Raw genomic sequence first — 23,359 nt, forward strand, 5'->3', positions numbered from 1 at the left:
TCAGTGTGTTATTGAGCTAACACGCTACGGGAGACAAGCTATGAAATGGTTGCTGGCGATCGCGGCAATGGCGGCCAGTCCCGTCGAGGCAACCGCGCAGAGTGATCCCGACCCCCAGGCCCGGCCGACCGAAGTGATGGTCCTCGGCACCTATCACTGGTCCAATCCGGGCCGCGACGTGATCAACATGCAAGTCGATGACGTTCTGGCGCCGAGGCGCCAGCGCGAGATCGCCGTCCTTGCCGAGTCACTTGCCCAATGGCAGCCGACGCATATCGTCGTTGAATGGCTGGCAGAGCCGCCCGGCCTGACTGTTCCGGAATATGCCGAAGCGGAAGAACTGCTGGCAGAGCGTCGGAACGAAAGTGTTCAACTGGGCTTTCGGCTGGCGCGGATGCTTGGTCACGATGCGGTTTACGGTTTCGATGAACAGCCGTCTGACGGTGAGCCGGACTACTTTCCCTTTGGTGCGGTCCAGCAATTCGCTGTCGAAAGCGGCCGGATGGCAATGATCGAAGAGCTGTTCGCCGAGATCGAGGCCCGCTTGAACGCGCAGCAAGCGGATCTTGCCCAGCAAACGATCGCCGAAAGCCTGTTCGTCCACAACGATCCGGAGATTGTCGAGCGCGATCATGATCGCGCCTATTATTCGCTATTGCAAATTGGCGATGGCGACGCGCAACCGGGTGCCGAACTCAACGCCTACTGGTACATGCGCAACGCCAAGATGTTTGCCAAGCTGGACATGATCGCCGAGCCGGGCGACCGGGTGCTTGTGATCGTGGGAAGTGGTCACCTGACCTGGCTCAGACACTTCGTCCAGCGCGTCCCGGGTTACCGGCTGGTCGAGCCGATGCCCTTCCTGATCGATGCTGCGGCAGCCGGCGAAGCTCCGGTCGGCGAAGCGATGCCGCTCGGCTAGCTGCGCTGCACCGTCACTTGCAGGAACTGCGGCTTGCTCTGCGGCGCGCCAACTTCGCCGATCTGGAGCGGGTAATTGCCCGGCGGCAGGGCCGCGAGCGGCATTCCGGCGGCGGCGAGCGCATAGGGGGAGACGCGGTGACGGGTGACGAGTCCGCCTGCGCCGTCTTTTACCAGCGGCACTTCGAATTCCACGCCGAACATCGCGTCCTGCGTCCGCCGAACGGTGCAGACCACCAGTTGTCCCCCACCCAGATCAAGCACCATCCCGGCGCCCACCGGCACGCCGATCAGCCCCTCGATCCGCGCGCCGGTCTGTGACAGGTCACGCATCACCGCTTCATAGCGGTGATCCTCATGGATAATGCCAATCCTGCGGAACACGCTGCGGCGTTCGGGGCGGTAGTTCTCCGGCCCGGCGGGTTCGATTTCGTAACCGCCATTGGCGATATCGGCGAGGATATCGGCCTGCGGGCGGGCCTTGGAATAGATCCAGCCCTGAATGTATTTCGCGCCCCTTTCAGTCACCAGCCGCAACTGGTCGAAAGCCTCTACGCCCTCGACCGTCACATCCATTCCCAGGGCTTCGGACAGGCCGATGATCGCGGTGATGATCTTGGCGCTGTTTTCGTTCTTCTGGGTGCAGGTATCGACGAAGCTCTTGTCCACCTTGATCTTGTCGAACGGGGCGTGGCGCAGGTAGCTGAGCGAGGAATAGCCGGTGCCGAAATCGTCGAGCGCCAGTCGCACGCCCAGTTCCTTCAGCACCTTGAAGGTGGCGGTGGTGGCCTCGGTATCGCCCATGAACACCGTTTCGGTCAGTTCCAGCTCGACCCGGTCGGGCGCGATGCCAGTCTCTGCCAGCACCTGCATCACCACGGCGGGGAAGCCGGGATTGGCGAATTGCTTGGCCGAGACGTTCACGGCAATGCGCACGGCTTCGGGCCATTGCATCGCATCCTCGCAGGCACGTCGCAGGGCCCAATGGCCAAGCTGCTGGATGAGGTCGCATTCTTCCGCCGCCGGGATGAACACGTTGGGCGGCACATAACCGCGCTCGGCGTGTTCCCAGCGCATCAGCGCTTCGAAGCCGACGATGGCATTGTCCCGCGTGCGGACGACCGGCTGGTAATGCATGGCCAGTTGATCGCTCACCAGGGCTTCGCGCAGGTCGGCGAGCAGTTCGGCGCGTTCTTGCTCCAGATCCTTCAGATCGGCAGAGTAGAAGCGATAGGTGCCGCGCCCGCTGTTCTTGGCGGCATAAAGCGCCAGATCGGCGTTGCGGACGATTTCCTCCGCCTCCACCCCGTCATAGGGGGCGATGGAAATGCCCACCGATGCGCCGATGATCGCCCGTCTGCCGTCCACCTGATAGGGCGAGGAGAGCATCTGGATGATCTTTTCCGCCAGGTCGCCCAGTTTGCCGCGATCGTCGATATCGGGGAGCATGACCTGGAATTCATCACCGCCAAGCCGTCCGATCTCCCCGCCGCGCTCGCCAAGGATGGCTTGCAGGCGTGCCGCGACCTGACGTAGCAGGTCGTCGCCTGCCTGATGGCCGAGCGTGTCATTCACCTGCTTGAACTTGTCCAGATCGAGCATCAGCAGCGCGCAGCAGCGCTTGGCCGAGCGGTAGGCTGCCAGCGTGCTTTCCAGCTTGCGGTTCATCCGGTGGCGGTTGGCAAGGCCGGTAAGCGAATCGTATTCCGCCAGCCGCGAATCCTCGCGCTGGCGCATGTAGGCCAGGGTCACATCCTTGGCGCTGCCGCGATAGCCGAGGAACTCGCCTTCGGGCGAGAACTTCGGATGGCCGGAAAGCGACCACCAGCGTTCCTTGATCGCCGCGTTGCCGATCTGGCGGATCAGCCGCACTGGCAGATCGACGATCTTGTTGCGCGCCTTGAGCTGGAAATTGAGCGGTCGGACAGAGCCGCTGGTGTTGTCCGGATCGACTTCGAACAGGTCGCATAACGGCTGGTCGAGTAATTGCTCCAGCCCGCCTTCGAGCATCTCGTCGGCGCTGGGGGAGAAGTAGATCAGCCGGTCATCGCTGTCGGTCGCCCAGATCCACGAAATGCCGGTCTGCTCGTAATCGTCGAGCACTTGCAGGCGACGTTCGCTGTCGGCGGCAGCGATGACGCGAGGCGCATCGGTCACGGGCGCCACTTGCCCGCCGCCTAAGCCTCTCAGTAGTCCTCTCACCGTCATGCCGCGTCCACAGGTTCCATGCACCGGAATCTCCGGTGGGTTCGCAAGGACTATGCCGCTGGTTTGGTTACTAACGCGCTAACGAGGCAGACTAAACGATTGGCTAAAAATCGTACAATGTATTGGAAAGTCTAAGCGGCGAGGCGCAGATCGAGTTCGAGCCGTTCCCAGATTTCCACCAGCGCTTCGGTCAGTTCGGCCATCATTGCGGGGGTGTGCGAGGGGCCGGGGGTGAAGCGCAGCCGTTCCGTTCCGCGCGGCACGGTGGGGTAATTGATCGGCTGCACATAAACGCCGTATTCGGCGAGCAGGATGTCGCTGATTTTCTTTGCCCGAACCGGATCGCCCACCATCAGCGGCACGATATGGGTAGTCGAATCCATCACCGGCAAGCCAGCTTCGCGAAAGCAGCGCTTCAGCGTGGCGGCGTTCGTCTGCTGCGCCTCGCGCTCCATGCTGCTGGCCTTGAGGTGGCGTACCGACGCCAGCACACCCGCCACCAGCACCGGGCTGAGCGAGGTGGTGAAGATGAAGCCGGGTGCGTAGGAACGGATGCAGTCGATCACCTTGCGGCTGGCGGCGACATAGCCGCCCATCACGCCGAAAGCCTTGCCCAGCGTGCCTTCGATCAGGTCGATCCGGTGCGCGGCTTCATCCCGCTCCGAAATCCCGCCGCCGCGTGCGCCGTACATGCCCACCGCGTGGACTTCGTCGATATAGGTGAGCGCATTGTACTTTTCGGCCAGGTCGCAGATTGCGTGGATCGGGGCGACATCGCCGTCCATCGAATAGACGCTTTCGAAAGCGATCAGCTTGGGAACCTCGGCGTCTTCTGCCGCCAGCAGCTCTTCAAGATGGGCCAGATCGTTGTGGCGCCATACCCGCTTTTCGCAGCCCGAGTTGCGGATGCCCGCGATCATGCTGGCGTGGTTCAACTCGTCGGAGAAGATCACGCAACCCGGCAGCAGCTTGGCCAGGGTGGACAGCGTGGCATCGTTGGAAACGTAGCCGCTGGTAAACAGCAGCGCGGCTTCCTTGCCGTGAAGGTCGGCCAGTTCGGCCTCGAGCTGCACGTGATAATGGGTGTTGCCACCAATATTGCGCGTGCCGCCCGATCCTGCGCCGACATCGTGCAGCGCTTCTTCCATCGCTTCGATGACCTTGGGGTGCTGGCCCATCGCTAGGTAATCGTTCGAACACCAGACGGTGATCGGCTTCGGACCGTTGTGTCCGGCAAAGCAGCGCGCGTTGGGGTAGGCACCCTTGTTGCGCAGGATGTCGATGAACACGCGATAGCGGCCTTCGGAATGCAGCCGGTCGATCGCCTGGTCGAAAATGTGCTCGTAATTCAAGGCATTTATCCGTGCTATGCCGCCCGCTTGTTCCGGAGGCCCTTGATACATTGCTTGTTCCGGGGGGGACTTAGTCAATCCCGCGCCGGGTTTGAAGTACGAAGTTTGCGAGAGATTCGCATCAGAGCGGATGGACCTCGTGCAGTCCGTAGGGACGCAACGCATGGAGGAGCGGATCGTCGATGTTCTGGGCTCCGGTTACCACGGCAAAATCCTGATTTTCTGAGGTAAAGTTCTGTCCTTGGGTAAGGAATGCGATTCGCCGGGCAATTCCCTCTGCGCCATCGACGAAGCGGACCCCTGACCCAAAAGCCGTGCGCAATTCGGCCTCCAGCAAGGGAAAGTGGGTGCAGGCGAGCACCACCATATCGATGGACTCGCCGCCCGGCTGGCTCGTGAGGCCTGCAGCAGTGCGGGCGAAGATCGCCGGATCGGGCGTGCCACCGCGCAGTTTCAGTTCCGCTGCGCCGACCAGTTCCGGCGCAGCGAAACGGAGCAGGCGCTTGTCGGCGGCGAATTGCGCTTCGAGATCGTCGACATATTTCTGCCGAATCGTTGCTGCCGTGCCGAGCAGGCCGATGGTGCCGCTCTGTGTCAGCGCAGCAGCGGGCTTGATCGCCGGGACAGTGCCGACAATCGGCACTTCCAGCACGTCCCGCACCATGCCGAGCGCGATGGTGCTGGCGGTGTTGCAGGCGATGCAGATCAGCCGCGGGCGATAGCGTTCGCTCATCCGCCCGAGCAATCCCGCCACCCGCGCCGCCACCTGCGCCTCGGTCTTCTCGCCATAGGGCAGGCCCGCGAGATCGGCGGCGTAGATCACCGGGGCTTGCGGCAGGACCTTGTGCAATTCCGCCAGCACCGACAGCCCGCCGAGGCCGGAATCGAACAGCAGGATCGGGGAATGCGCGGAAACGGACACAGTGCCGCTCTAGAGGCAAAGGTGGGCCTTTCACAAGCACGGGCATTGCCGCTAAGGATCGCCCTATGGACCAGTTGTTCGCCATCGCTCTCGGCTTCCTCTGCGGCTCGATCCCCTTCGGCCTGCTGCTCACCCGCGCTGCGGGGCTAGGCGACGTGCGCCAGATCGGTTCGGGCAGCATCGGCGCGACCAATGTGCTGCGTACCGGCAACAAGGGACTGGCGGCGGCCACGGTGCTGCTGGACGCGGCCAAGGGCGCTGTTCCGGTGCTTGCAGCGGCGTATTTCTGGCCCGGAACCGAGGGCTGGGCGGCGGTGGCGGCGGTGGCCGGGCATTGCTTCACCCCGTGGCTGGGGTTCCGGGGCGGCAAGGGCTTTGCCACGGCTGCTGGAGTTCTGGGCGCGCTGGCCTGGCCGGCGATGCTCGCCTGCGCCGGGGTCTGGGCGGCGACGCTGGCGCTGAGCCGGATTTCCTCGGTCTCCTCGATGGTCACGGTGGTGGCCGCGCCGCTGCTCGCGTGGTTGCTCGGCTATCCGCAGGTGGTCGTGCCGCTGGTAGCCATCGCCGCCATCGTGCTGGTGCAGCACCGGGCGAACATCTCCCGCCTGATGAAGGGTGAGGAACCGAGGATCGGCAGTAGCGGTGGTGGGGGCAAGTGAGCGCACCCGCGCTGACGCAGGAAGAGGCTTTCGCCCGCATCCGCCTGCTGCGGTCGGCCAATATCGGCCCGGTCAGCTATGCCCAGTTGCTCGCCCGCTTCGGCACGGCTGTTGCCGCAATCGAGGCGCTGCCCGATCTGGCCCGGCGCGGGGCCAAGCGCGATTACCAGCCTGCTGCGCGTGAGCGGATCGAGGCGGAGATTGTCGAAGCACGACGGGCAGGGGCGCGCTACGTTTTCCACGACAGTCCCGAATATCCGCCGCTGCTCGCCGAACTCGAAAGCGCTCCGCCGATTCTCACCGTGCGCGGCGATCTCGCGCTGGCGCGCAAGCCCTGCGTGGCGCTGGTCGGCGCGCGCAATGCCTCGGCGGCGGCGGTGAAGCTGGCGCGCGATTTCGGGCGGGCGCTGGGGGAAAGCGGGTTCACCGTCGTCTCTGGGCTGGCGCGCGGGATCGACGGGGCGTGTCACGAAGGCGCGTTTCCGCACACCATCGGCGTGATCGCCAGCGGGATCGACATTGCCTACCCGCCGCAGCACGCCGACCTGCAGGAACGGATTGCCAATGAAGCGCTGCTGATCGCCGAGGAAGCCCCCGGCACCCAGCCGCGCGGGCAGCATTTCCCCAAGCGCAACCGCATCATCGCCGGGCTGGCGCTCGGCACGCTGGTGGTGGAAGCCGCGCCCAAGTCAGGCTCGCTGATCACCGCGCGGCTGGCGGGGGAAGCGGGGCGCGAAGTCATGGCGATCCCCGGCAGCCCGCTCGAAGCGCGCAGCCACGGCTGCAACCACCTGATCCGCGAAGGCGCAGTGCTGGTCCAGCAGCCGGAGGAAGTGATCGAATTGCTCAGCAGCTTCGACGGCACGCCGCGCTCCAGCTTCCGCGAACCCGTGCTGCCCGCCGACTACGGCCATTTCGACGATTACGACGATGATTCCGCGCCCGATATCGAGAGCCTGCTGACCACCGCGCCGGTGCCGGTGGATGAACTGGTCCGGCAGGCGGGGACCGGCGCGGGCGCCGTGCAGATGGCGCTGCTGGAACTGGAGATTGCGGGGCGACTTGTGCGGCACGCTGGGGGGAGGGTGAGTTTAGTCACACTATGAACTCAGCAAAACAACCATCGCCCGATCAACTGCGGAGACAACTATCGCGCCTTATGATGTCGAATATTGATTTCCGACATGCGCTGAGCGCGGCTACTTTCCTACTCGAAGAAGATCGCACAGCGCCAAACTTCCGTAACGAAGTTGCGAGGCGACTGAAATGCTTCGAGACGGCGCTTGTGGTGAGTTACGCCCGACCATTTTCAGCAGCGCGCGGGGGTGTTGCGCCGTTCTCGTGGGGGCTTATGCCCAAGTGTTGGTCACTTACTTCAGCTGAAAAGGTTCTTCACCAAAATCTCATTGATGCGCGAAACAAGGTCTATGCGCACTCCGATGCAGATATATCTGACATCTCAGGAGAGGTATGGAAGACATCATTTCCTAACAAGCGAGAGTTTGAGTTTTTGGCTGTTACCGGTGGTGAGACGACGCTGTTTAGCGAAGGTGAGTGCCAGCAAATCCATACATTTCTCTGGCGCTTGCGGCACTCGATCAGCGAAGCATTACAAGATCACCCGGCGCCTCGCGATCATTTTCCCGTTCGCATTATAGATTGCAGTTCAGACGACCATCCTTGATTCAAACCCGCTTGACGAACCAAGCCCATCCCCACCACCCTCGCGCACACGTGCACACGTAAGGGCACAGATAAGGACCGCGTCACACCATCATGCAGCTTGTTATCGTCGAATCGCCCGCCAAGGCGAAGACCATCGAGAAATACCTCGGCAAGGACTTCAAGGTTCTCGCCTCCTATGGCCATGTCCGCGATCTGCCGCCCAAGGATGGCAGCGTGCGGCCGGACGAGGATTTCGCGATGGACTGGGAAGTCTATGCCGACAAGCGCAACCGCGACCAGGTGAAGGCCATCTCGGACGCTGCCAAGAAGGCCGACCGGCTGATCCTCGCCACCGACCCTGACCGCGAGGGTGAGGCGATCAGCTGGCACGTGATGGAACTGCTCAAGAACCGCAAGGCGCTGCCCGCCGAGGTGGAGCGCGTCACTTTCAACGCCATCACCAAGGCGGCGGTGACCGAGGCGATGAAGAAGCCGCGCCAGCTCGATAAGGACCTGATCGACGCCTATCTCGCCCGCCGCGCGCTCGATTACCTGTTCGGTTTTACCCTCTCGCCGGTGCTGTGGCGCAAGCTGCCGGGGGCCAAGTCGGCGGGCCGGGTGCAATCGGTGGCGCTGCGGCTGATCTGCCAGCGCGAGCGCGAGATCGAAGTGTTCGTGGCGCAGGAATACTGGTCCGTCACCGCCAAGATGGAGCATGACGGCACGGCCTTCGACGCGCGGCTGGTGAAGTTCGACGGCAAGAAGCTGGAACGGCTGACCATCGGCGAGCAGGGCATGGCCCATGCCGCCAAGGCGGCGGTGGAAGACGGGCGCTTCACGGTCGAGGACGTCGAAACCAAGCCGATGAAGCGCAGCCCTGCGCCGCCCTTCACCACTTCCACCCTGCAACAGGAAGCCGCGCGCAAGCTGGGCTTTTCCGCCAGCCACACGATGCGCTGCGCGCAGTCGCTCTACGAAGCGGGCGCGATCACCTACATGCGGACCGACGGCGTGCAGATGGACATGAGCGCGATTCTTGCCGCGCGCGATGCCATCGCCGAACGCTTTACCGAGGAATACCGCCCGGAAAAGCCGCGCTTCTACACCAGCAAGGCCAAGAATGCGCAGGAAGCGCACGAGGCGATCCGCCCGACAGATTTCCGCAAGGATCGCGCCGGATCGGGCGACGAGGCCAAGCTCTACGACCTGATCTTCAAGCGCGCGATGGCGAGCCAGATGGCGAGCGCGCAGCTTGAGCGCACGACCGTCACCATGCGCGATCCCACCGGCCAACACGAACTGCGCGCCACGGGGCAGGTGGTGAAATTCCCCGGCTTCCTCGCGGTCTATTCCGAAAGTTTCGACGAGAAATCGGAGGATGACGACGACAACCTGCTGCCGCTGATGCGCAAGGGCGATGTTCCCGCCAAGAAGGGTGTCGAGGCCGTACAGCACTTCACCCAGCCACCGCCGCGCTTTTCCGAAGCCAGCCTGGTCAAGCGGCTGGAGGAACTGGGGATCGGGCGGCCGTCCACCTATGCCTCCACCATCCAGACGCTGCGCGACCGTGACTATGTGCGGATGGAAAAAAACCGTTTCTTCGCAGAAGATTCCGGGCGGCTTCTGACAGCCTTTCTCGAACGCTTCTTCCCCCGCTATGTCGGCTACGATTTCACCGCCGAGATGGAAGAGGAACTGGATGATGTCTCCGGCGGGCGGGCGCAATACAAGGCGCTGCTCGAAGCCTTCTGGCGCGATTTCAAGCCCAAGAGCGACGAGGTGATGGAGCGCCAGCCAAGCGAAGTGACGGCGGATCTCGATACTTTCCTCGCCGATTTCCTGTTCCCCCCGCGCGCCGACGGGCACGATCCGCGCTGGTGCCCGCTCTGCGCCGAGCAAGGCCGCGATGGCGGCGAACTGCACCTGCGCGGCGGGCGGTTCGGGGCGTTCATCGCCTGCGTGAACTATCCGGAATGCAATTTCCGCCGCAAGTTCGGCACGCCGGGCGATGGCGACGGTTCCGAAGACAGCACGATGGGCGTGGACCCGGAAACCGGTCTGCCGGTGGAACGCCGTACGGGGCGCTTCGGCCCCTACGTCCAATTGGGGGAGGGGAAGGAAGCCAAGCGCGCCTCGATCCCCAAGGATATCGACGATTTCGATCTCGAATGGGCGCTCAAACTGCTGGCGCTGCCGCGCATCATCGGCCCGCATCCGGAGACGGGGAAGGATATCGAAGCCGCAATAGGGCGTTACGGGCCATACCTGCGGCATGACGGCAAGTACGCGAAGCTGACCGGCACCCGCGACGTGTTCGAGGTCGGCATGAACCGCGCGGTCGACCTGCTGGCCGAAGCGGCGAACCGGGGCGGAGCGGGGCGCGGCAGTCGTGAGCCTTTGAAGGTGCTCGGCAAGACCGAGGCTGGCGATGACGTCAAGCTGATGGAAGGCCGCTACGGCGCCTATGTCACCGATGGCACCATCAACGCCACGCTGCCCAAGGACAAGCCGCAGGACGCGCTGACGCTGGAAGAAGCGCTGGTGCTGATCGCGGAAAAGGCTGCCAAGGGGCCAGTGAAGGGCAAGGGACGCAAGAAAGCTCCGGCGAAGAAAGCGGCGGCAAAGAAGGCTCCGGCAAAAAAGGCCCCGGCCAAGAAGAAAGCGCCCGCCAAGAAGCCTGCGGCGAAGAAGGCTCCAGCCAAAGTGGAGACCGAATGATGGCCGAACGGTTCGAACGCCACAAGCAGCCGTGGAACGGCGAGGAAGCGGGCAAGCTGCGCACGCTCGCGGGCAAGGGCAAGGGGCTCAAGGAAATCGCCAAGGCCCTGAACCGCAGCGAGGAATCGACCAAGGACTTCGCCAAGGCCAATTCCATCGCCATTGCCAAGAAGCGTTAGCGAGGTTCGCAGGGGGCAAAGGGGGGGGTAATAACGAATGGTTTTTGCCGGGTCGCCCTTGTGGCTGGATTTTCTGCTGCTGCTGGTGGCAAGCGTGGCCGCCTTCGAAGGCGGGCTGGCGCTCGCGTCGCGTTTGGCGGCGCAGCGGCGCGCGGAGGGGGACGATAGCGATGGCCACACGCTATCAGGCGTGTTTGGCCTGCTCGCCCTGCTGCTGGCCTTTTCCTTCGGTCTGGCGCTGGACCGGTACGAGGAGCGGCGCGACCTCGTGGTGGCGGAAGCGACTGCCCTGTCGACCCTGTCGAGTCGACTGGCGCTGTTGCAACCTGCAGATGAGGCAACGGTGCGATCGCTGCTGGGCGAATATGCAGTGGCGCGGCTGGCGTTCGGCGAGGCAGCCACCGACGACACGGCTGCCGAGGCCTTTGAATTGGCGGAGGCAATCATGGCGCGGGCAGGGGACGCGATCTATGCTGCGCTCGAATCCACCCCGCCCGATACCCGCGGGCCGGTCCTGCTCCAGCCCTTCAACGAAGCGGGCGATGTGGCCGCCATGCGCCTGGCGGCTCGCGAAGCCCACTTGCCCGATGCGGTGATGGTGCTGCTATGTGTGTTCATCATCGCGGGCGCCGGGATGCTGGGATACAATCGCGCGGGCCAGCCCCGCGTCCACCGGCCGGCGGTGCTGGTATTCCTGGTCCTGCTGGCGATTGCTTTCATCACCGTGCTCGATCTCGATCGTCCGCGCAGCGGGGTGATACAGGTGCCGCAGGCGGCGATGGAGCGGGAGGCTGCGGCGCTTATTGCAGTTGCGAACAACGAGGGTTGAACCCTTTTGCCTTCCCGCGCATTGGCGCAGGATGAGCACCGCAGCCGGGCAGGCAACTCCCGTTACCGACGACAACTCCGGACTCCCCCGACCGCGCCGCCTGTGGGCGATTGCCGCGATCAGTTTCGGTACCGCGCTGCTGGTGATCGACGGGCAGATCGCCAATGTCGCGTTGCCCACCATCGCCCGCGATCTGGGTGTGACAAACGCCGCGATCACCAATGTCGTCACCGTGTACCAGCTGGTGCTGGTGATGCTGCTGTTCCCCTTCGCCTCGCTGGGAGACCGGATCGGCCACCGGACATTTTACCAGGCCGGGCAGGTGCTGTTCATGGCGGCGAGCGCGGCGTGCTGGTTCGCCGAGGACTTCGTGACCCTGCTGGCTCTGCGCGGAGTGCAGGCCGTCGGCGCGGCGATGGCGCTGAGCGTTTCGGCGGCGATGTTGCGGGCGATCTATCCGGCGAGCAGGCTGGGCACCGGAATGGGCGTCAACTCGGTAATCGTTGCCAGCTCGGCGGCACTCGCACCCACGGTAGGCGGCTATGTGGTCGGCAATCTGGAGTGGCAACTGGTGTTCGTGATCGCCGCGCCGCTGGCGGTGGTCTCGCTGCTGCTGGGCAGGGCGCTGCCCGACCCGGAAAAGCGCGATGTGCCGGTGGAATGGACCAGCGGGCTGTGGAGCGCGGCCACGATGCTGCTGCTGGTTGGCGGGATGCAGGTCGGCACGCATGGCAATGTGCCGCTGGGGGTGGCGATTGGCGCGGCAGGCGTGATTTCCACCGTGCTGCTGGTGAAGCGCGAACGCAAGCGCACATCGCCGGTGCTGCCGGTGGACCTGCTGGCGAAGCCGGTGCTCGGCCTCTCGGCGCTGGCAGCGATGTGCGCCTTTATCGCCGCGAGTTCGATGATGATTTCGCTGCCGTTTCGGCTGGAGGAGGCGATGGGTTATGACCCGCAGACCGTTGGACTGCTGCTGCTGCCGTTCCCGCTCACCCTGCTGTTCGTCGCCCCTCTGGCAGGCTGGGCATCCGACAGGATCGCCGCGACCAAGCTGGGCGTGGCAGGGATGGCGCTGGCGATTGCGGGAATGGCGCTGCTCGCCATGTTGCCGAACGATCCGGATAGTACCGCGATAGCGTGGCGGCTGGCGCTGGCGGCGCTCGGCTTCGGCATGTTCTTCGCGCCCAATTCACGCCTTATTATCGGTCGCGCGCCCAAGGATCGCGCCGCAGCGGCGGGCGGGCTGCTTTCGACTTCGCGGCTGGTCGGCCAGACCTTTGCGGCGGTGGTGGTGGGGATCTTGCTGGCGAACGGGATGGGGACGGGGCCTGCGCCTCTGTATCTGGCTTGCGCGCTGGCCGTGGTGGCGGCGCTGTGCAGCCTGGCGCGGTTTGCGAAGCGGGAGAGAGTGGTGAAAGGCTGACGATTCAGACCGTCCCGACCCAGTTCGCGCTGAGGATGCCGAGGCGTGTTGCGCAACATTCAAACCTAGTGGCCATGCTGCAACAGGCTCAGCATGAGCGGAGGTTACGAAGTCCCAGCGACTAACCCTATCACCCCAACCCAGCCGCCTTGAGCAGCGCCTCGGTGCTCGCATCGAACCGCTCGCCGCCCTTTTCGATCTTCTTCGCGATCTCCTTGCCGAGTTCCACGCCGAACTGGTCGAACGGGTTGATGTCCATCAGCACCGCATTCGCAAAGGTGCGATGTTCGTGGAATGCCACCAGCGCGCCGAATGTCATGGCGTCGATATCATCGCACAGGATCGTCGCCGAGGGGCGGTTGCCGGGGTAGTTGCGGTGCGGATCATCGCTTGGCTTGCCCGCCATCAGCGCCGCCCCTTGCGCAAAGCAGTTCATCAGCAGGATCGTGTGATGCGCCGGATCGAGCGTGTCGCCCGCCTCCACGCTGGCGATGAAATCGACCGGGATCAGGTGCGTGCCCTGGTGCAGCAACTGGAACACCGCGTGCTGCGCATCGGTGCCCACGCCGCCCCAGGTGATCGGCGCGGTCGGGCCGGAGGGGTGGCCGTCCACCGTCACGCTCTTGCCGTTCGATTCCATTTCGAGCTGCTGGAGGTAATCGGGGAACAGCCGCAGCCGCTCGTCATAGGCGAACACCGCGCGGGTCTGTGCGCCCTTGAGCCGGGAATAGAACAGATCGGCGAAGGCGGCGCGCAGCGGCAGGTTGGCGCGCCCATCGGTATCGCGGAAATGCTTGTCCACTGCTGCGGCGCCATCGAGCATGGCCTGGAAATCGTCCCAGCCCACCGCCACCGCCACCGGGAAGCCGATGCTCGACCACAGCGAATAGCGCCCGCCCACGCTTTCGGCGAAGGGGAGGATGCGGGTTTCGTCCACGCCCCATTCCACGGCCTTTTCGGGCGCGGCGGTGAGCGCGATCACCCGGCCAAGCGGGTCCGATACGCCATTGTCCGCCATCCATTTGAGCACCGACTGGGCGTTGGTCATGGTCTCGATGGTGGTGAAAGTCTTAGACGCGACGGCGACGAAAGTGGTGGCCGGATCGCACTTGCCGAACGCCTCCTCCAGCGCCACTCCGTCGATATTGGAGACAATGTGGACATCGACCAGCGGCAGGTCGCGCGCCAGGGCATCCACCGCCAGCGCCGGGCCAAGCGCGCTGCCACCGATGCCGACGTGGATCAGGTGATTGATCTCGCCAAGCACGCCTTCGTGGATTGCGCCGACCAGCAGCCGCATCCGTTCGCGCAGGGCCTCGGCTTCCTCCACGCTGGTATCGAGCCCCACACCGCGCAGCGCGGAATGTTCGGCGGCACGTCCCTCGGTGGGATTGACCACTTCGCCCGCGAACAGCTTGTCGCGCATGTCATCGAACCCGGCGGCCTCGGCCAGCGCTTCGAAGTCTGCGATGATTGCGTCGGTCAGGTGGGTCTTGGACCAGTCGAACAGGATCGATGCTGCGCTTTGTTCCACCCCCAGCTTCATCCGCGCGGACAGCTTTTCCACCCGCTCCGGATCCTGTGCGAACAGCTCCGCCAGCGTGTGATCGGGATGGAGGGCGATGGTGTGCCAGGCCTCGTCACGCGTCAGGGTCAAAGCGAAATCCTTTCCAACTGTCCTGCCCAACGGCTAGGCGTTCGGGGCATGATTGAAAACCGTAAAACGGCGCGAAATTCCTATGCGCAACGCCGCTTGGCAGGGACTTTCGCCACCGTGCCGGTTTTTGCTCCCGGGACTGTGCTCCATGTGCTCCATAATTGCCCACCATCATCGCGCTTGACGCAGCGCCCCTCCCGCAACAAGAGCTAGCCCCGATGACCGACGCACATATCAGAGAGATCGAGGAGCCTGCCGGCGCCAAGGCCGACAAGCCTGCGGAGAAGGAAGACTGGAAGAGCTTCGGCGTCTTCCTGGTCAAGCTGGTGGTGGTGGTGCTGGTGTTCCGCACCTTCTTCTTCACCAGCTTCAACATCCCCTCCGAAAGCATGATGCCGCGCCTGCTGGTGGGCGATTACCTGTTCTCGCAGAAATGGTCCTACGGCTATTCCACCCACTCGCTGCCGTTCGGGATCGACGTGGGTGACGGGCGCGTTCTGGCCAGCCAGCCGGATCGCGGCGACGTGGTGATATTCAAGCATCCGATCGACTACACGGACTACATCAAGCGGGTGATCGGCCTGCCGGGCGATACCGTGCAGATGGTCGATGGCGTGCTGCACCTGAACGGCGCACCGGTGGGGCTGGAGCGGGTGGAGGATTACGTCCTGCCGATCGCGGCGGATGGACGTTGCCGTTCGGCCACTTTCGTCACGCGCACCGATGACGGCGACTATGCCTGCGCCTACCCGCAGTTCCGCGAAACGCTGCCGGACGGAGTGTCGTACAACGTGCTCGATCTGGGCGAACTGCCGCAGGACAATACTGCGCCGGTCACGGTGCCCGAAGGCATGCTTTTCCTGATGGGCGACAACCGCGACAATTCGCTCGACAGCCGCTTCCCGGCCGAACCGGGCAGGGGCATCGGGCTGGTGCCGCAGCAGAACCTCGTTGCCGAGGCGAGCTTCATGTACTGGTCTACCGACGGCAGTTCCGAATGGCTTCTGCCGTGGACATGGTTCTCCGCAGCCCGCTGGAGCCGGATGTTCCGCGGCATATGAGCGGGCTCGACGCCGGTACGAAAGCCTGGCTGCTGTCCAAGGGCTTTACGATGAAGGACGAAGCCCTGTGGCGCGATGCGCTGACTCACGGCAGCCTGGGCGAAGCGCGCGATTACCAGCGGCTGGAGTTCCTGGGGGACCGGGTGCTGGCGCTCGCCATCGCTCATTGGCTCTACGCGCAGGATGGCAGCGCTGAAGGCAAAATGGCACAGCGGTTGAACGCGCTGGTCTCCAAGGGCGCCTGCGCCATGCATGCGCGCGAAATCGGTGTTGCCCCGCATGTCCGCATGGGCAAGCAGGCGCGCGACGACGGCGCGCAGGACAGCGACAACGTGCTGGGGGACATCATGGAATCGCTGCTCGGCGCCAACTTCCTCGAAGCCGGGTTCGACGCCACCGAGGCGCTCATCCGGCAGATCTGGCAGGGCGCGGTGGCCGGTAAGGCCGGCCAGTCGAAACATCCCAAAAGCGCCTTGCAGGAATGGGCCGCTGGCAGCCAGCGCCGCCCGCCCGAATATGCCGTGGTCGACATCTCCGGTCCCGATCACGCGCGCCGTTTCACCGTGCGGGTTATGGTGCACAAAGTCGGTGAAGTCGAAGCAACTGCGAGCGGCAAGCAGGAAGCCGAAACCGAGGCTGCACGGTTGTTTATGGAGCGTTTCGGATGATGCGATTGCAGGGCAACAAGTCCCCCTCCCGCTGGCGGGAGGGGTTAGGGGTGGGCCTGCGCGCTACCCTTGGACAGGCCCACCCCCGGCCCCTCCCGCCAGCGGGAGGGGAGTTATGACCCAGGCTACTCAGAAATGCGGCCTGGTCGCGGTAATCGGCGCGCCGAATGCGGGCAAGTCCACGCTGGTGAACCAGCTTGTCGGCCAGAAAGTGGCGATCACTTCCGCCAAAGCGCAGACCACCCGCGCCAAGCTGCTCGGCATTGCGCTGCACAAGAACGATGCTGCGGAAACGCAGTTGCTGCTCGTCGATACCCCCGGCATTTTCGAACCCAAGCGGCGGCTCGATCGGGCAATGGTCAGCGCCGCATGGGAAGGCACCACGGCGGCCGATGCGGTCATGCTGGTAGTCGATCCCGTCAAGCAGCGGCGGCACGAACTGATGCCGCTGCTTGAGGCGCTGAAGGAACGGCCGGAAAAGAAGATCCTCGTTCTCAACAAGGTCGATGTCAGCAAGAAGGAGCCGCTGCTCGAACTGGCGCAGGAACTGAGCGGCGAAGTGGAATTCGGCGAAGTCTTCTTCGTCTCTGCGTTGACAGGAGACGGGGTGCCCGAGCTGAAGGATCGGCTGGCAGAACTAATGCCTGAAAGCCCGTGGCATTACCCCGAGGATCAGGTCTCCGACGCCAGCGAACGGCTGCTCGCTACCGAAGTGACCCGCGAGCAGCTGTACCGCCAGTTGCACGAGGAACTCCCCTACGACGCCGCAGTGCGCCCGGAAAGCTATACGGTGCGCCCCGATGGCAGCGTCGAAATCCGCCAGCAGATCGTGATCGCGCGCGACAGCCAGAAACCCATCGTGCTCGGCAAGCGCGGACAGCGGATCAAGGAAATCGGCGAGGCTGCGCGCAACGAACTATCCGAAATCCTCGGCGTGAAGGTCCACCTGTTCCTCCACGTGAAGGTGGATGAACGCTGGTCCGAAAGCCGCGAGATCTACGAGGAGATGGGGCTGGACTGGGTGCGATGAGGGTCGCCGCACTGGCCCTCGCGTGCGGGCTTCTCGCAGGCTGCGCAACCAGTGCCCCACTGGCTCCCGGTGCGCATTATGCGGCGCTGGGAAGCTCCTTCGCGGCAGGCGCGGGCATTCCGCCGCTGGCGACCGACCGGCCCGAGCGGTGCGGCGCCTCACAGGTTAGTTATGCCCGCTTGCTGGCAGATCGGCTGGGGCTGGACCTCACCGATGCGAGCTGCGGCGGGGCGACGACTGCCCATGTGCTGGGGCCGTGGAACGAACTGCCGCCGCAGATCGAGGCGGTGCGGCTGGATACGCGGCTGGTGACGATCACCATCGGCGGCAACGATCTCGCCTATATGGGCGTGATGTTCGCAGCGAGTTGCCACGCGGGAATGCGCGATACGCGGCTCGTCGATCCGGCAACGGGCGAATGCCGCGAGCCTGTCTTGCCCGAACCAGCAAGGGTGCAGGCGCTGGAGGACGATCTGGCAAGGCTGCTTTCCGAGATCCGGGTGCGAGCCCCGCGGGCGCGAGTGGTGCTGGTGCAATACGTCGCGCTGGCAGGCGATAGCGACTGTGCGGCGGCGCCGCTGTCGCCGGAACACGCAGCAATTGCGCAGGGCGTCGCCGCTGCTTTGGCGGAGGCAAGTGAACGGGCGGCGGAACGCGCCGGGGCGGAAGTGCTGGCGATGGACGAGTTTTCAGCCAATCACACGCCCTGCGATCCCGAACCGTGGGCACACGGACTTGGTGACGGTTTCGATCCCGCGCAGGGCGCACCATGGCATCCCAGCCGCGAAGGGCACGCCGCCATCGCGCAGGAGCTTGCCCGCTTGCTGAATGCTGACGAGGTTTAGGCACTTTGCCAAGCGCCATAACTGTGGCTAGAGCGCGGCGGATGAAGCGGAGAGGATCAGTGAGGATTCTGGCGGCGGTTGGCCTGTGCTGCGCATTGGCCGCATGCGATACGGCCGAACAGGACAACCGTCCGGAAACCTCGCGCGATTTCCCGCGTCCATATCGGCCGGTTTCCCAATTGGCCGGCAATGCCTTCTCCACCGAGCAAGCCCGCGACGACCGCCGCGAAGCCGATACGGTGATGGATCAGGCAGCCATCACCGAAGGAATGACCGTGGCCGACATCGGCGCGGGGGAGGGCTATTACACCGTCCGCCTCGCCGCCCGCGTCGGCCCGGAAGGGCGGGTGCTGGCACAGGATATCGACGATGCGGTGCTGCGCCGCCTTGGCAGCCGTGTGGAGCGTGACCGGCTGGACAACGTTTCGATCATCAGGGGCGACCTAGACGATCCCAATCTGCCCGAGAACAGTTTCGACCGCATCTTCATGGTGCACATGTATCACGAGATTACCGAGCCATATGCTTTCATCTGGCGGATGCGCCCGGCGCTGCGCGAGGGCGGGCAAGTGATCGTGGTCGATGTCGATCGCCCGGCGGACCAGCACGGAATAAATCCGCAGCTTCTGTTTTGCGAATTCGAACGGGTCGGCTATCGGCTTGTCGAATTCGTACGAAAGCCCCAGATTGCAGGGTATTACGCGCAATTCGAAGTTTCCGGCGAACGGCCGGAACCACAAGACATAGAGCCCTGCGTTCAGCCGGGCGAGGATTTTAGCGAGACGACCATCGCGGATGGCGGCTCTTCCGGGGACGATAATGGCATTTAAGGGACTCACTCCCATTGTTTATGGCGGCAAGGAAGTTTGGCCGCTAGTGGAAGGCGGCAAGGGCGTTTCGGCAACCAACCACGCCAGCAGCGGCGCCTGGGCGGCCGCGGGCGGCATCGGCACGGTCAGCGCGGTGAATGCCGACAGCTACGACGCCGAAGGCAAGATCGTACCGCAGGTGTACGATGCACTGACCCGCAAGGAACGGCACGAACAACTGGTCCGCTACGCCATCGACGGCGCGACCGAACAGGTGAAGCGCGCGCACGAGATTTCCGGCGGGCAGGGCGCGATCAACATCAACGTATTGTGGGAAATGGGCGGCGCGCAGCAAGTGCTCGAAGGCGTGCTCGAACAGACCAAGGGGCTGGTCACCGGCGTCACCTGCGGTGCGGGGATGCCGTACAAGCTGGCCGAGATCGCCGCGCGGTATGAAGTGAATTACCTGCCGATCATCAGCTCCGCCCGCGCTTTCCGCGCGCTGTGGAAGCGCAGCTATCACAAGGTTTCCGAGCTGATGGCGGCTGTGGTCTATGAAGACCCTTGGCTGGCAGGGGGGCACAACGGCCTTTCGAACGCGGAAGACCCGAAGAAGCCCGAAGATCCGTACCCCCGTGTAGCCGCCTTGCGCGCAACTATGCGGGCGGAAGGGATTTCGGACTCGGTGCCGATCATCATGGCGGGCGGAGTGTGGTTCCTGCGCGAATGGGACAATTGGATCGACAATCCCGAGCTGGGCCAGATCGCCTTTCAGTACGGCACGCGCCCGCTACTGACCGAGGAGAGCCCGATCCCACAGGGTTGGAAGGACCTGCTCCGCACGCTCGACGAGGGCGACATCCTGCTGCACCGCTTCAGCCCCACCGGCTTCTACAGCTCGGCTGTGCGCAATCCCTTCCTGCGCAATCTGGAAGCACGCAGCGAGCGGCAGATCCCCTATTCGAAGGTTTCTGCGGGCGAGCATACGGTGCAGCTCGATGTCGGGGTGAAGGGCAAGAACTTCTGGGTCACCCCGCAGGATCGCGAACGCGCCCGCGGCTGGGCGGCGCTGGGCCATACCGAAGCGCTGAAGACACCCGATGACACGGTAGTGTTCGTCACCCCGGAAGAACGTGCGGTGATCCGCAAGGACCAGGCCGATTGCATGGGCTGCCTGTCGCACTGCGGGTTCTCCTCGTGGAAGGACCACGACGATTACACGACCGGTCGCCTCGCCGATCCGCGCAGCTTCTGCATCCAGAAGACATTGCAGGACATCGCCCACGGCGGCCCGGTGGACGAAAACCTCGCGTTTGCGGGACACGCTGCCTACCGGTTCAAGACCGACCCGTTCTATTCGAACAATTACACTCCGACAGTGAAGCAGTTGGTCGACCGGATTTTGACGGGAGATTGAGGCCGGGCTTTTCGCCCCGCCTACCCGATCAATCCATCGACCATCCGCGTTCGCCGTGGCTGGTCAGGTCGAGTCCCTGGACTTCCTCGTCCTCGGTCACTCGCATCGGAATAAACATGCTGACGCCCACGGCGATCAGGGCGGTCGCGACGGCGCTGAATAACGCCACCACCAGCACGCCGAATGCCTGCACGCCCACAGCCAGCGGCATATCGACAAGCGCGGTGTAACCCATGCCGCCGACGCCGCCCCAGATGAACACGCCCAGCAGCACAGTGCCGAGCATTCCGCCCACACCGTGCACGGCGAAGACATCGAGCGAATCGTCGATCGCCAGCTTGTTCTTCACCAGCCCGATTGCCCAGAAGCACACCAGCGCCCCGGCCACGCCGATCAGGATTGCCGAACCGGGGGTGATAAAGCCTGCGGCGGGCGTGATGGTCGCCAGCCCGGCGATCGCTCCCGTGGCAAAGCCGACCGTGGTGGGCTTGCCGAACTTGGCCTTTTCCACCGCCACCCACACCAGCGCGGCCACCGCGGCGGCGACATGGGTGTTGATGATCGCGCTGGAGGCGTCGTCGGTCGCGGTCAGCGCGCTGCCGCCGTTGAAGCCGAACCAGCCGACCCACAGCAGCATCGCGCCGAGCATCGTCAGTCCGGGTGCGTGGGGCAGCAGGGCCGGGCCGGGGAAGCCCTGCCGCTTGCCCAGCAACAGTGCCACCACGAGCGCGGAAACGCCCGCCGTGGTATGCACCACCAGCCCACCGGCGAAATCGACCACGCCCAGCTGCCCCAGCCAGCCGCCGCCCCAGATCCAATGCGCCACTGGAGCATAGACCAGCAGGCCCCAGAGCGCGGTGAAAGCCAGCACCCAGCCGAACCGCGCACGGTCCACCCAGGCGCCCACCATCAGCGCGGGAGTAATCGCGGCAAAGGTCATCTGGAACAGGGCGAAAGTGCTTTCGGGCAAGACCATGCCTTCGCGCAGGATGGTGAGATCGATCAGCATCCATTTCGCGCCGTTGCCGATCATGCCGCTGAGGCTGTCCCCGAAGGCGAGTGTATAGCCGACCATTACCCACAGCACCGAAGCCAGCCCGGCAACCGCCGCGACTTGCAGCAGCACCGAAAGGAAGTTCTTCGCCCGTACCAGCCCGCCATAGAACAGGCCGAGACCCGGCAGCGCCATCAGCAGCACCAACGCACTACAGACCATCACCCAAGCCGTATCGCCGCTGTCGTTCTGGGCGACGCTGGTCAATTCCTGGGCCAGTGCCAGTTGCGGTGTGGCAACCCCTGCGAATGGCGTGAGCACCAGCGCCGCGAGCCTGGCGAAACCCGTGTTGCGTAACATTGATGTTCCCCTGCTGCCCGCTCTGGCGGCGGTATTGCGTCCAGCGCGGATCAATGGACTCAATGATGCGGGGCCGCAAGGCTGCATAGCGCTGTTGCCGCGACTCTTTGCTGCACGCTAAAGGCAGGGGCTATGAGATCGCTTGCCCGCTTCGCCCTGTTTGCTTCCGCGTCGCTTGCAGTAGCGTCGCCCGCAGCCGCGCAGGAGCGCGAACTGCCCTATTGGGCGAGCATTTCCGCTGAGACCGCCAACATGCGGGCAGGAGCGGGGGAGCGGTTCCCGATCGAATGGGTCTACACCCGGCCCGGGCTGCCGGTGCAGGTGATCCGGTTCCATCAGGGCTGGCGGCTGGTGCGCGACCCCGACGGGGCGGAGGGGTGGATCTATGCTAGCCTGCTTAGCGAACGTCGCACCGCAATGGTGACGGGGGAAGGGCTGGCGCCGATGCGTGATGCAGGTTCGGCCGGCGCAACCCTTCGCTGGAATCTCGAACCCGGCGTGATCGGCGAGCTTGGAACTTGTGCCGGTGGCTGGTGCCAGCTCGATGTCGAAGGGCATCGTGGCTGGGTGGAACAGGCGCGATTGTTCGGGGCTGAGGAGGCCTAGGAGGAGGGCGGCAGAACGAAAAAGGGCGGCCCTCGGGCCGCCCTTACCGATTTAGTATCGCGAGAACCTCAGCCTTCAAAAGTGTAGGTCCGGGTTTCCCCATCGGCATCGGTGATATCCATCGTCCCCGCTTCGGTGCCGGGCTGGATGTTCCAGCAATTCTCGCCGCCACCGGAAGCAGGTGTAAGGCAGGTGCCGCGCACGTTATCTTCCCAGGTGCCGGTCTCGACCGAAGTCTCGCCTTCCATCACCGTGTAGGTGTTGTCCGCATTCAGCGTTACGGCCACTTCAGTGCCATCATCGGAAAGCGAGCTGTAGGTACCGGTCTGCGTGGTCGGCATCGGCGCATCGGCCGCAGTATCCTCGACAGCGATTTCACCGTCCGCCGGTGCTTCGGCATCGTTTCCGCCGCAGGCGGCCAGTGCGAAGGCTCCGGCAAGTGCGATAATCTTCTTCATGGCAATTCCTTGTGTTGTTCGATGGGGGATAATGCCGCTATTCGGCAGCTACTACATCGTTCACGTGATCGGCAAGCCCGCCTTCAACCGGGCGCACCGTGGCCACATCACCATTTTCGGAAGTGGTCTGCATCGAACCATCTTCGGCTTTGGGGCCGTCGGTAAAGCAGTTCTGGCCCTCTTCACCCTCGACCACAAAGCAGGTCTGGCCACCCTGCATGAAAATGGTGCCGCCGGTAGCCGCGCCGTCAGCGGCGATGCGTGAATAGGTCATGCCGTCGAAAATCTCGATGTAATCGACCGAGCCATCTGCGCGGGTGACTTCATAGGTTCCGGTGGCAACCGCTTCGAAGCCCGGTGCCTCGCCTTCGAGTATGTCAGAAGCGTCGCCGCTATCCACACTTGTGGCTTCCTCACCCGAAGGCGCTTCTGTGCCGTTGCAGGCGACAAGCGCGAACGCGGCGCTTGCCGCGAGTAGTGCAAATTTCTTCATGGAACCCTCTCTCCCTCTTCCAGCCAGACCATGCCAGGTTTCTCGAACGTTGACAAAGTCTGACTGATCAGAGCGGGTAACGCAC

At 64.1% G+C, this 23,359-nt stretch carries 22 protein-coding genes; 15 read left to right on the plus strand and 7 right to left on the minus strand.

What is annotated here, in order from left to right; genetic code table 11:
• The first annotated feature begins 40 nt into the window (after positions 1-40).
• A complete protein-coding gene (locus tag JY451_13330) occupies positions 41-922 on the plus strand; it encodes a hypothetical protein (GenBank protein QZH74627.1) in 882 nt (293 codons plus the stop codon).
• On the opposite strand, the gene JY451_13335 is transcribed toward JY451_13330, so the two are convergent.
• The 3 genes from JY451_13335 to murI form a co-directional block, all read right to left on the minus strand.
• The gene (locus JY451_13335) at positions 919-3,129 is read right to left on the minus strand and encodes an EAL domain-containing protein (protein ID QZH74628.1); all 2,211 of its coding nucleotides are present in this window, start codon (positions 3,127-3,129) and stop codon (positions 919-921) included. The two genes, JY451_13330 and JY451_13335, sit on opposite strands and share 4 nt — an antisense overlap.
• 131 nt (positions 3,130-3,260) lie before the next feature.
• Positions 3,261-4,481 (minus strand): 5-aminolevulinate synthase, encoded by a 1,221-nt coding sequence (hemA, locus tag JY451_13340; GenBank protein ID QZH74629.1) that lies wholly within the window; start codon positions 4,479-4,481, stop codon positions 3,261-3,263.
• Between the two features lie 121 nt (positions 4,482-4,602).
• On the minus strand, positions 4,603-5,373 hold the full coding sequence (gene murI, locus JY451_13345; GenBank protein ID QZH76731.1) for a glutamate racemase: 771 nt from the start codon (positions 5,371-5,373) through the stop codon (positions 4,603-4,605).
• A gap of 95 nt (positions 5,374-5,468) precedes the next feature.
• Here murI and plsY point away from each other — a divergent pair, with 95 nt between their 5' ends.
• The 7 genes from plsY (at position 5,469) to JY451_13380 (ending at position 12,876) form a co-directional block, all read left to right on the plus strand.
• Entirely contained in the window at positions 5,469-6,062 is a 594-nt protein-coding gene (gene plsY / locus JY451_13350) for a glycerol-3-phosphate 1-O-acyltransferase PlsY (GenBank protein ID QZH74630.1), read from the plus strand.
• Positions 6,059-7,168 (plus strand): DNA-processing protein DprA, encoded by a 1,110-nt coding sequence (dprA, locus tag JY451_13355; GenBank protein ID QZH74631.1) that lies wholly within the window; start codon positions 6,059-6,061, stop codon positions 7,166-7,168. The genes plsY and dprA overlap by 4 nt, the downstream gene beginning before the upstream one ends.
• 53 nt (positions 7,169-7,221) lie before the next feature.
• Positions 7,222-7,746: a hypothetical protein gene (locus JY451_13360; protein ID QZH74632.1), complete on the plus strand. Its 525-nt coding sequence runs from the start codon at positions 7,222-7,224 to the stop codon at positions 7,744-7,746.
• A 92-nt stretch (positions 7,747-7,838) separates the two neighbouring features.
• Positions 7,839-10,445: a type I DNA topoisomerase gene (topA, locus tag JY451_13365; protein ID QZH74633.1), complete on the plus strand. Its 2,607-nt coding sequence runs from the start codon at positions 7,839-7,841 to the stop codon at positions 10,443-10,445.
• The gene (locus JY451_13370) at positions 10,442-10,624 is read left to right on the plus strand and encodes a hypothetical protein (GenBank protein ID QZH74634.1); all 183 of its coding nucleotides are present in this window, start codon (positions 10,442-10,444) and stop codon (positions 10,622-10,624) included. The genes topA and JY451_13370 overlap by 4 nt, the downstream gene beginning before the upstream one ends.
• 58 nt (positions 10,625-10,682) lie before the next feature.
• Positions 10,683-11,453 carry a hypothetical protein gene (locus tag JY451_13375; GenBank protein ID QZH74635.1) on the plus strand — a complete coding sequence of 257 codons (771 nt, stop codon included), beginning with the start codon at positions 10,683-10,685 and terminating at the stop codon, positions 11,451-11,453.
• Positions 11,454-11,484: 31 nt separating this feature from the next.
• The gene (locus tag JY451_13380) at positions 11,485-12,876 is read left to right on the plus strand and encodes an MFS transporter (GenBank protein ID QZH74636.1); all 1,392 of its coding nucleotides are present in this window, start codon (positions 11,485-11,487) and stop codon (positions 12,874-12,876) included.
• A 130-nt stretch (positions 12,877-13,006) separates the two neighbouring features.
• On the opposite strand, the gene pgi is transcribed toward JY451_13380, so the two are convergent.
• Positions 13,007-14,533, minus strand: coding sequence for a glucose-6-phosphate isomerase (gene pgi / locus JY451_13385; GenBank protein ID QZH74637.1), 1,527 nt, complete (start codon positions 14,531-14,533; stop codon positions 13,007-13,009).
• Between the two features lie 218 nt (positions 14,534-14,751).
• Between pgi and lepB the strand changes: the two genes are divergently transcribed.
• From lepB to JY451_13415, 6 genes are all read left to right on the plus strand, one after another.
• Positions 14,752-15,594 carry a signal peptidase I gene (gene lepB / locus JY451_13390; GenBank protein QZH74638.1) on the plus strand — a complete coding sequence of 281 codons (843 nt, stop codon included), beginning with the start codon at positions 14,752-14,754 and terminating at the stop codon, positions 15,592-15,594.
• The gene (gene rnc, locus JY451_13395; protein QZH74639.1) at positions 15,591-16,262 is read left to right on the plus strand and encodes a ribonuclease III; all 672 of its coding nucleotides are present in this window, start codon (positions 15,591-15,593) and stop codon (positions 16,260-16,262) included. Before lepB ends, rnc begins: the two co-directional genes overlap by 4 nt.
• 115 nt (positions 16,263-16,377) lie before the next feature.
• On the plus strand, positions 16,378-17,292 hold the full coding sequence (gene era, locus JY451_13400; protein QZH74640.1) for a GTPase Era: 915 nt from the start codon (positions 16,378-16,380) through the stop codon (positions 17,290-17,292).
• Positions 17,289-18,137, plus strand: a complete 849-nt coding sequence (locus JY451_13405) for an SGNH/GDSL hydrolase family protein (protein ID QZH74641.1) — start codon at positions 17,289-17,291, stop codon at positions 18,135-18,137. The genes era and JY451_13405 overlap by 4 nt, the downstream gene beginning before the upstream one ends.
• 41 nt (positions 18,138-18,178) lie before the next feature.
• Positions 18,179-18,967 (plus strand): class I SAM-dependent methyltransferase, encoded by a 789-nt coding sequence (locus JY451_13410; protein ID QZH74642.1) that lies wholly within the window; start codon positions 18,179-18,181, stop codon positions 18,965-18,967.
• Positions 18,957-20,363, plus strand: coding sequence for a nitronate monooxygenase (locus JY451_13415; protein ID QZH74643.1), 1,407 nt, complete (start codon positions 18,957-18,959; stop codon positions 20,361-20,363). Before JY451_13410 ends, JY451_13415 begins: the two co-directional genes overlap by 11 nt.
• 28 nt (positions 20,364-20,391) lie before the next feature.
• Here JY451_13415 and JY451_13420 read toward each other — a convergent pair whose 3' ends face one another.
• Positions 20,392-21,717 carry an ammonium transporter gene (locus JY451_13420; GenBank protein QZH74644.1) on the minus strand — a complete coding sequence of 442 codons (1,326 nt, stop codon included), beginning with the start codon at positions 21,715-21,717 and terminating at the stop codon, positions 20,392-20,394.
• Between the two features lie 132 nt (positions 21,718-21,849).
• Here JY451_13420 and JY451_13425 point away from each other — a divergent pair, with 132 nt between their 5' ends.
• Positions 21,850-22,323, plus strand: a complete 474-nt coding sequence (locus JY451_13425; GenBank protein ID QZH74645.1) for a hypothetical protein — start codon at positions 21,850-21,852, stop codon at positions 22,321-22,323.
• A gap of 68 nt (positions 22,324-22,391) precedes the next feature.
• On the opposite strand, the gene JY451_13430 is transcribed toward JY451_13425, so the two are convergent.
• Entirely contained in the window at positions 22,392-22,781 is a 390-nt protein-coding gene (locus tag JY451_13430) for a hypothetical protein (GenBank protein QZH74646.1), read from the minus strand.
• A 37-nt stretch (positions 22,782-22,818) separates the two neighbouring features.
• On the minus strand, positions 22,819-23,274 hold the full coding sequence (locus tag JY451_13435; protein ID QZH74647.1) for a hypothetical protein: 456 nt from the start codon (positions 23,272-23,274) through the stop codon (positions 22,819-22,821).
• Positions 23,275-23,359: the final 85 nt, after the last annotated feature.

The organism is Erythrobacter sp., from assembly GCA_019739335.1.
GTDB lineage: Bacteria > Pseudomonadota > Alphaproteobacteria > Sphingomonadales > Sphingomonadaceae > Alteraurantiacibacter.

Excerpts from the sequence above, each read along its gene's own strand:
- plsY (QZH74630.1), top strand. The coding sequence starts at position 5,469 with ATGGACCAGTTGTTCGCCATCGCTCTCGGCTTCCTCTGCGGCTCGATC.
- JY451_13370 (QZH74634.1), top strand. The coding sequence starts at position 10,442 with ATGATGGCCGAACGGTTCGAACGCCACAAGCAGCCGTGGAACGGCGAG.
- JY451_13405 (QZH74641.1), top strand. The coding sequence starts at position 17,289 with ATGAGGGTCGCCGCACTGGCCCTCGCGTGCGGGCTTCTCGCAGGCTGC.
- JY451_13380 (QZH74636.1), top strand. The coding sequence starts at position 11,485 with ATGAGCACCGCAGCCGGGCAGGCAACTCCCGTTACCGACGACAACTCC.
- JY451_13430 (QZH74646.1), bottom strand. The coding sequence starts at position 22,781 with ATGAAGAAGATTATCGCACTTGCCGGAGCCTTCGCACTGGCCGCCTGC.
- JY451_13420 (QZH74644.1), bottom strand. The coding sequence starts at position 21,717 with ATGTTACGCAACACGGGTTTCGCCAGGCTCGCGGCGCTGGTGCTCACG.
- JY451_13330 (QZH74627.1), top strand. The coding sequence starts at position 41 with ATGAAATGGTTGCTGGCGATCGCGGCAATGGCGGCCAGTCCCGTCGAG.
- topA (QZH74633.1), top strand. The coding sequence starts at position 7,839 with ATGCAGCTTGTTATCGTCGAATCGCCCGCCAAGGCGAAGACCATCGAG.
- JY451_13435 (QZH74647.1), bottom strand. The coding sequence starts at position 23,274 with ATGAAGAAATTTGCACTACTCGCGGCAAGCGCCGCGTTCGCGCTTGTC.
- era (QZH74640.1), top strand. The coding sequence starts at position 16,378 with ATGACCCAGGCTACTCAGAAATGCGGCCTGGTCGCGGTAATCGGCGCG.
- JY451_13335 (QZH74628.1), bottom strand. The coding sequence starts at position 3,129 with ATGACGGTGAGAGGACTACTGAGAGGCTTAGGCGGCGGGCAAGTGGCG.
- rnc (QZH74639.1), top strand. The coding sequence starts at position 15,591 with ATGAGCGGGCTCGACGCCGGTACGAAAGCCTGGCTGCTGTCCAAGGGC.
- JY451_13425 (QZH74645.1), top strand. The coding sequence starts at position 21,850 with ATGAGATCGCTTGCCCGCTTCGCCCTGTTTGCTTCCGCGTCGCTTGCA.
- JY451_13415 (QZH74643.1), top strand. The coding sequence starts at position 18,957 with ATGGCATTTAAGGGACTCACTCCCATTGTTTATGGCGGCAAGGAAGTT.
- JY451_13410 (QZH74642.1), top strand. The coding sequence starts at position 18,179 with ATGAAGCGGAGAGGATCAGTGAGGATTCTGGCGGCGGTTGGCCTGTGC.
- lepB (QZH74638.1), top strand. The coding sequence starts at position 14,752 with ATGACCGACGCACATATCAGAGAGATCGAGGAGCCTGCCGGCGCCAAG.
- JY451_13360 (QZH74632.1), top strand. The coding sequence starts at position 7,222 with ATGATGTCGAATATTGATTTCCGACATGCGCTGAGCGCGGCTACTTTC.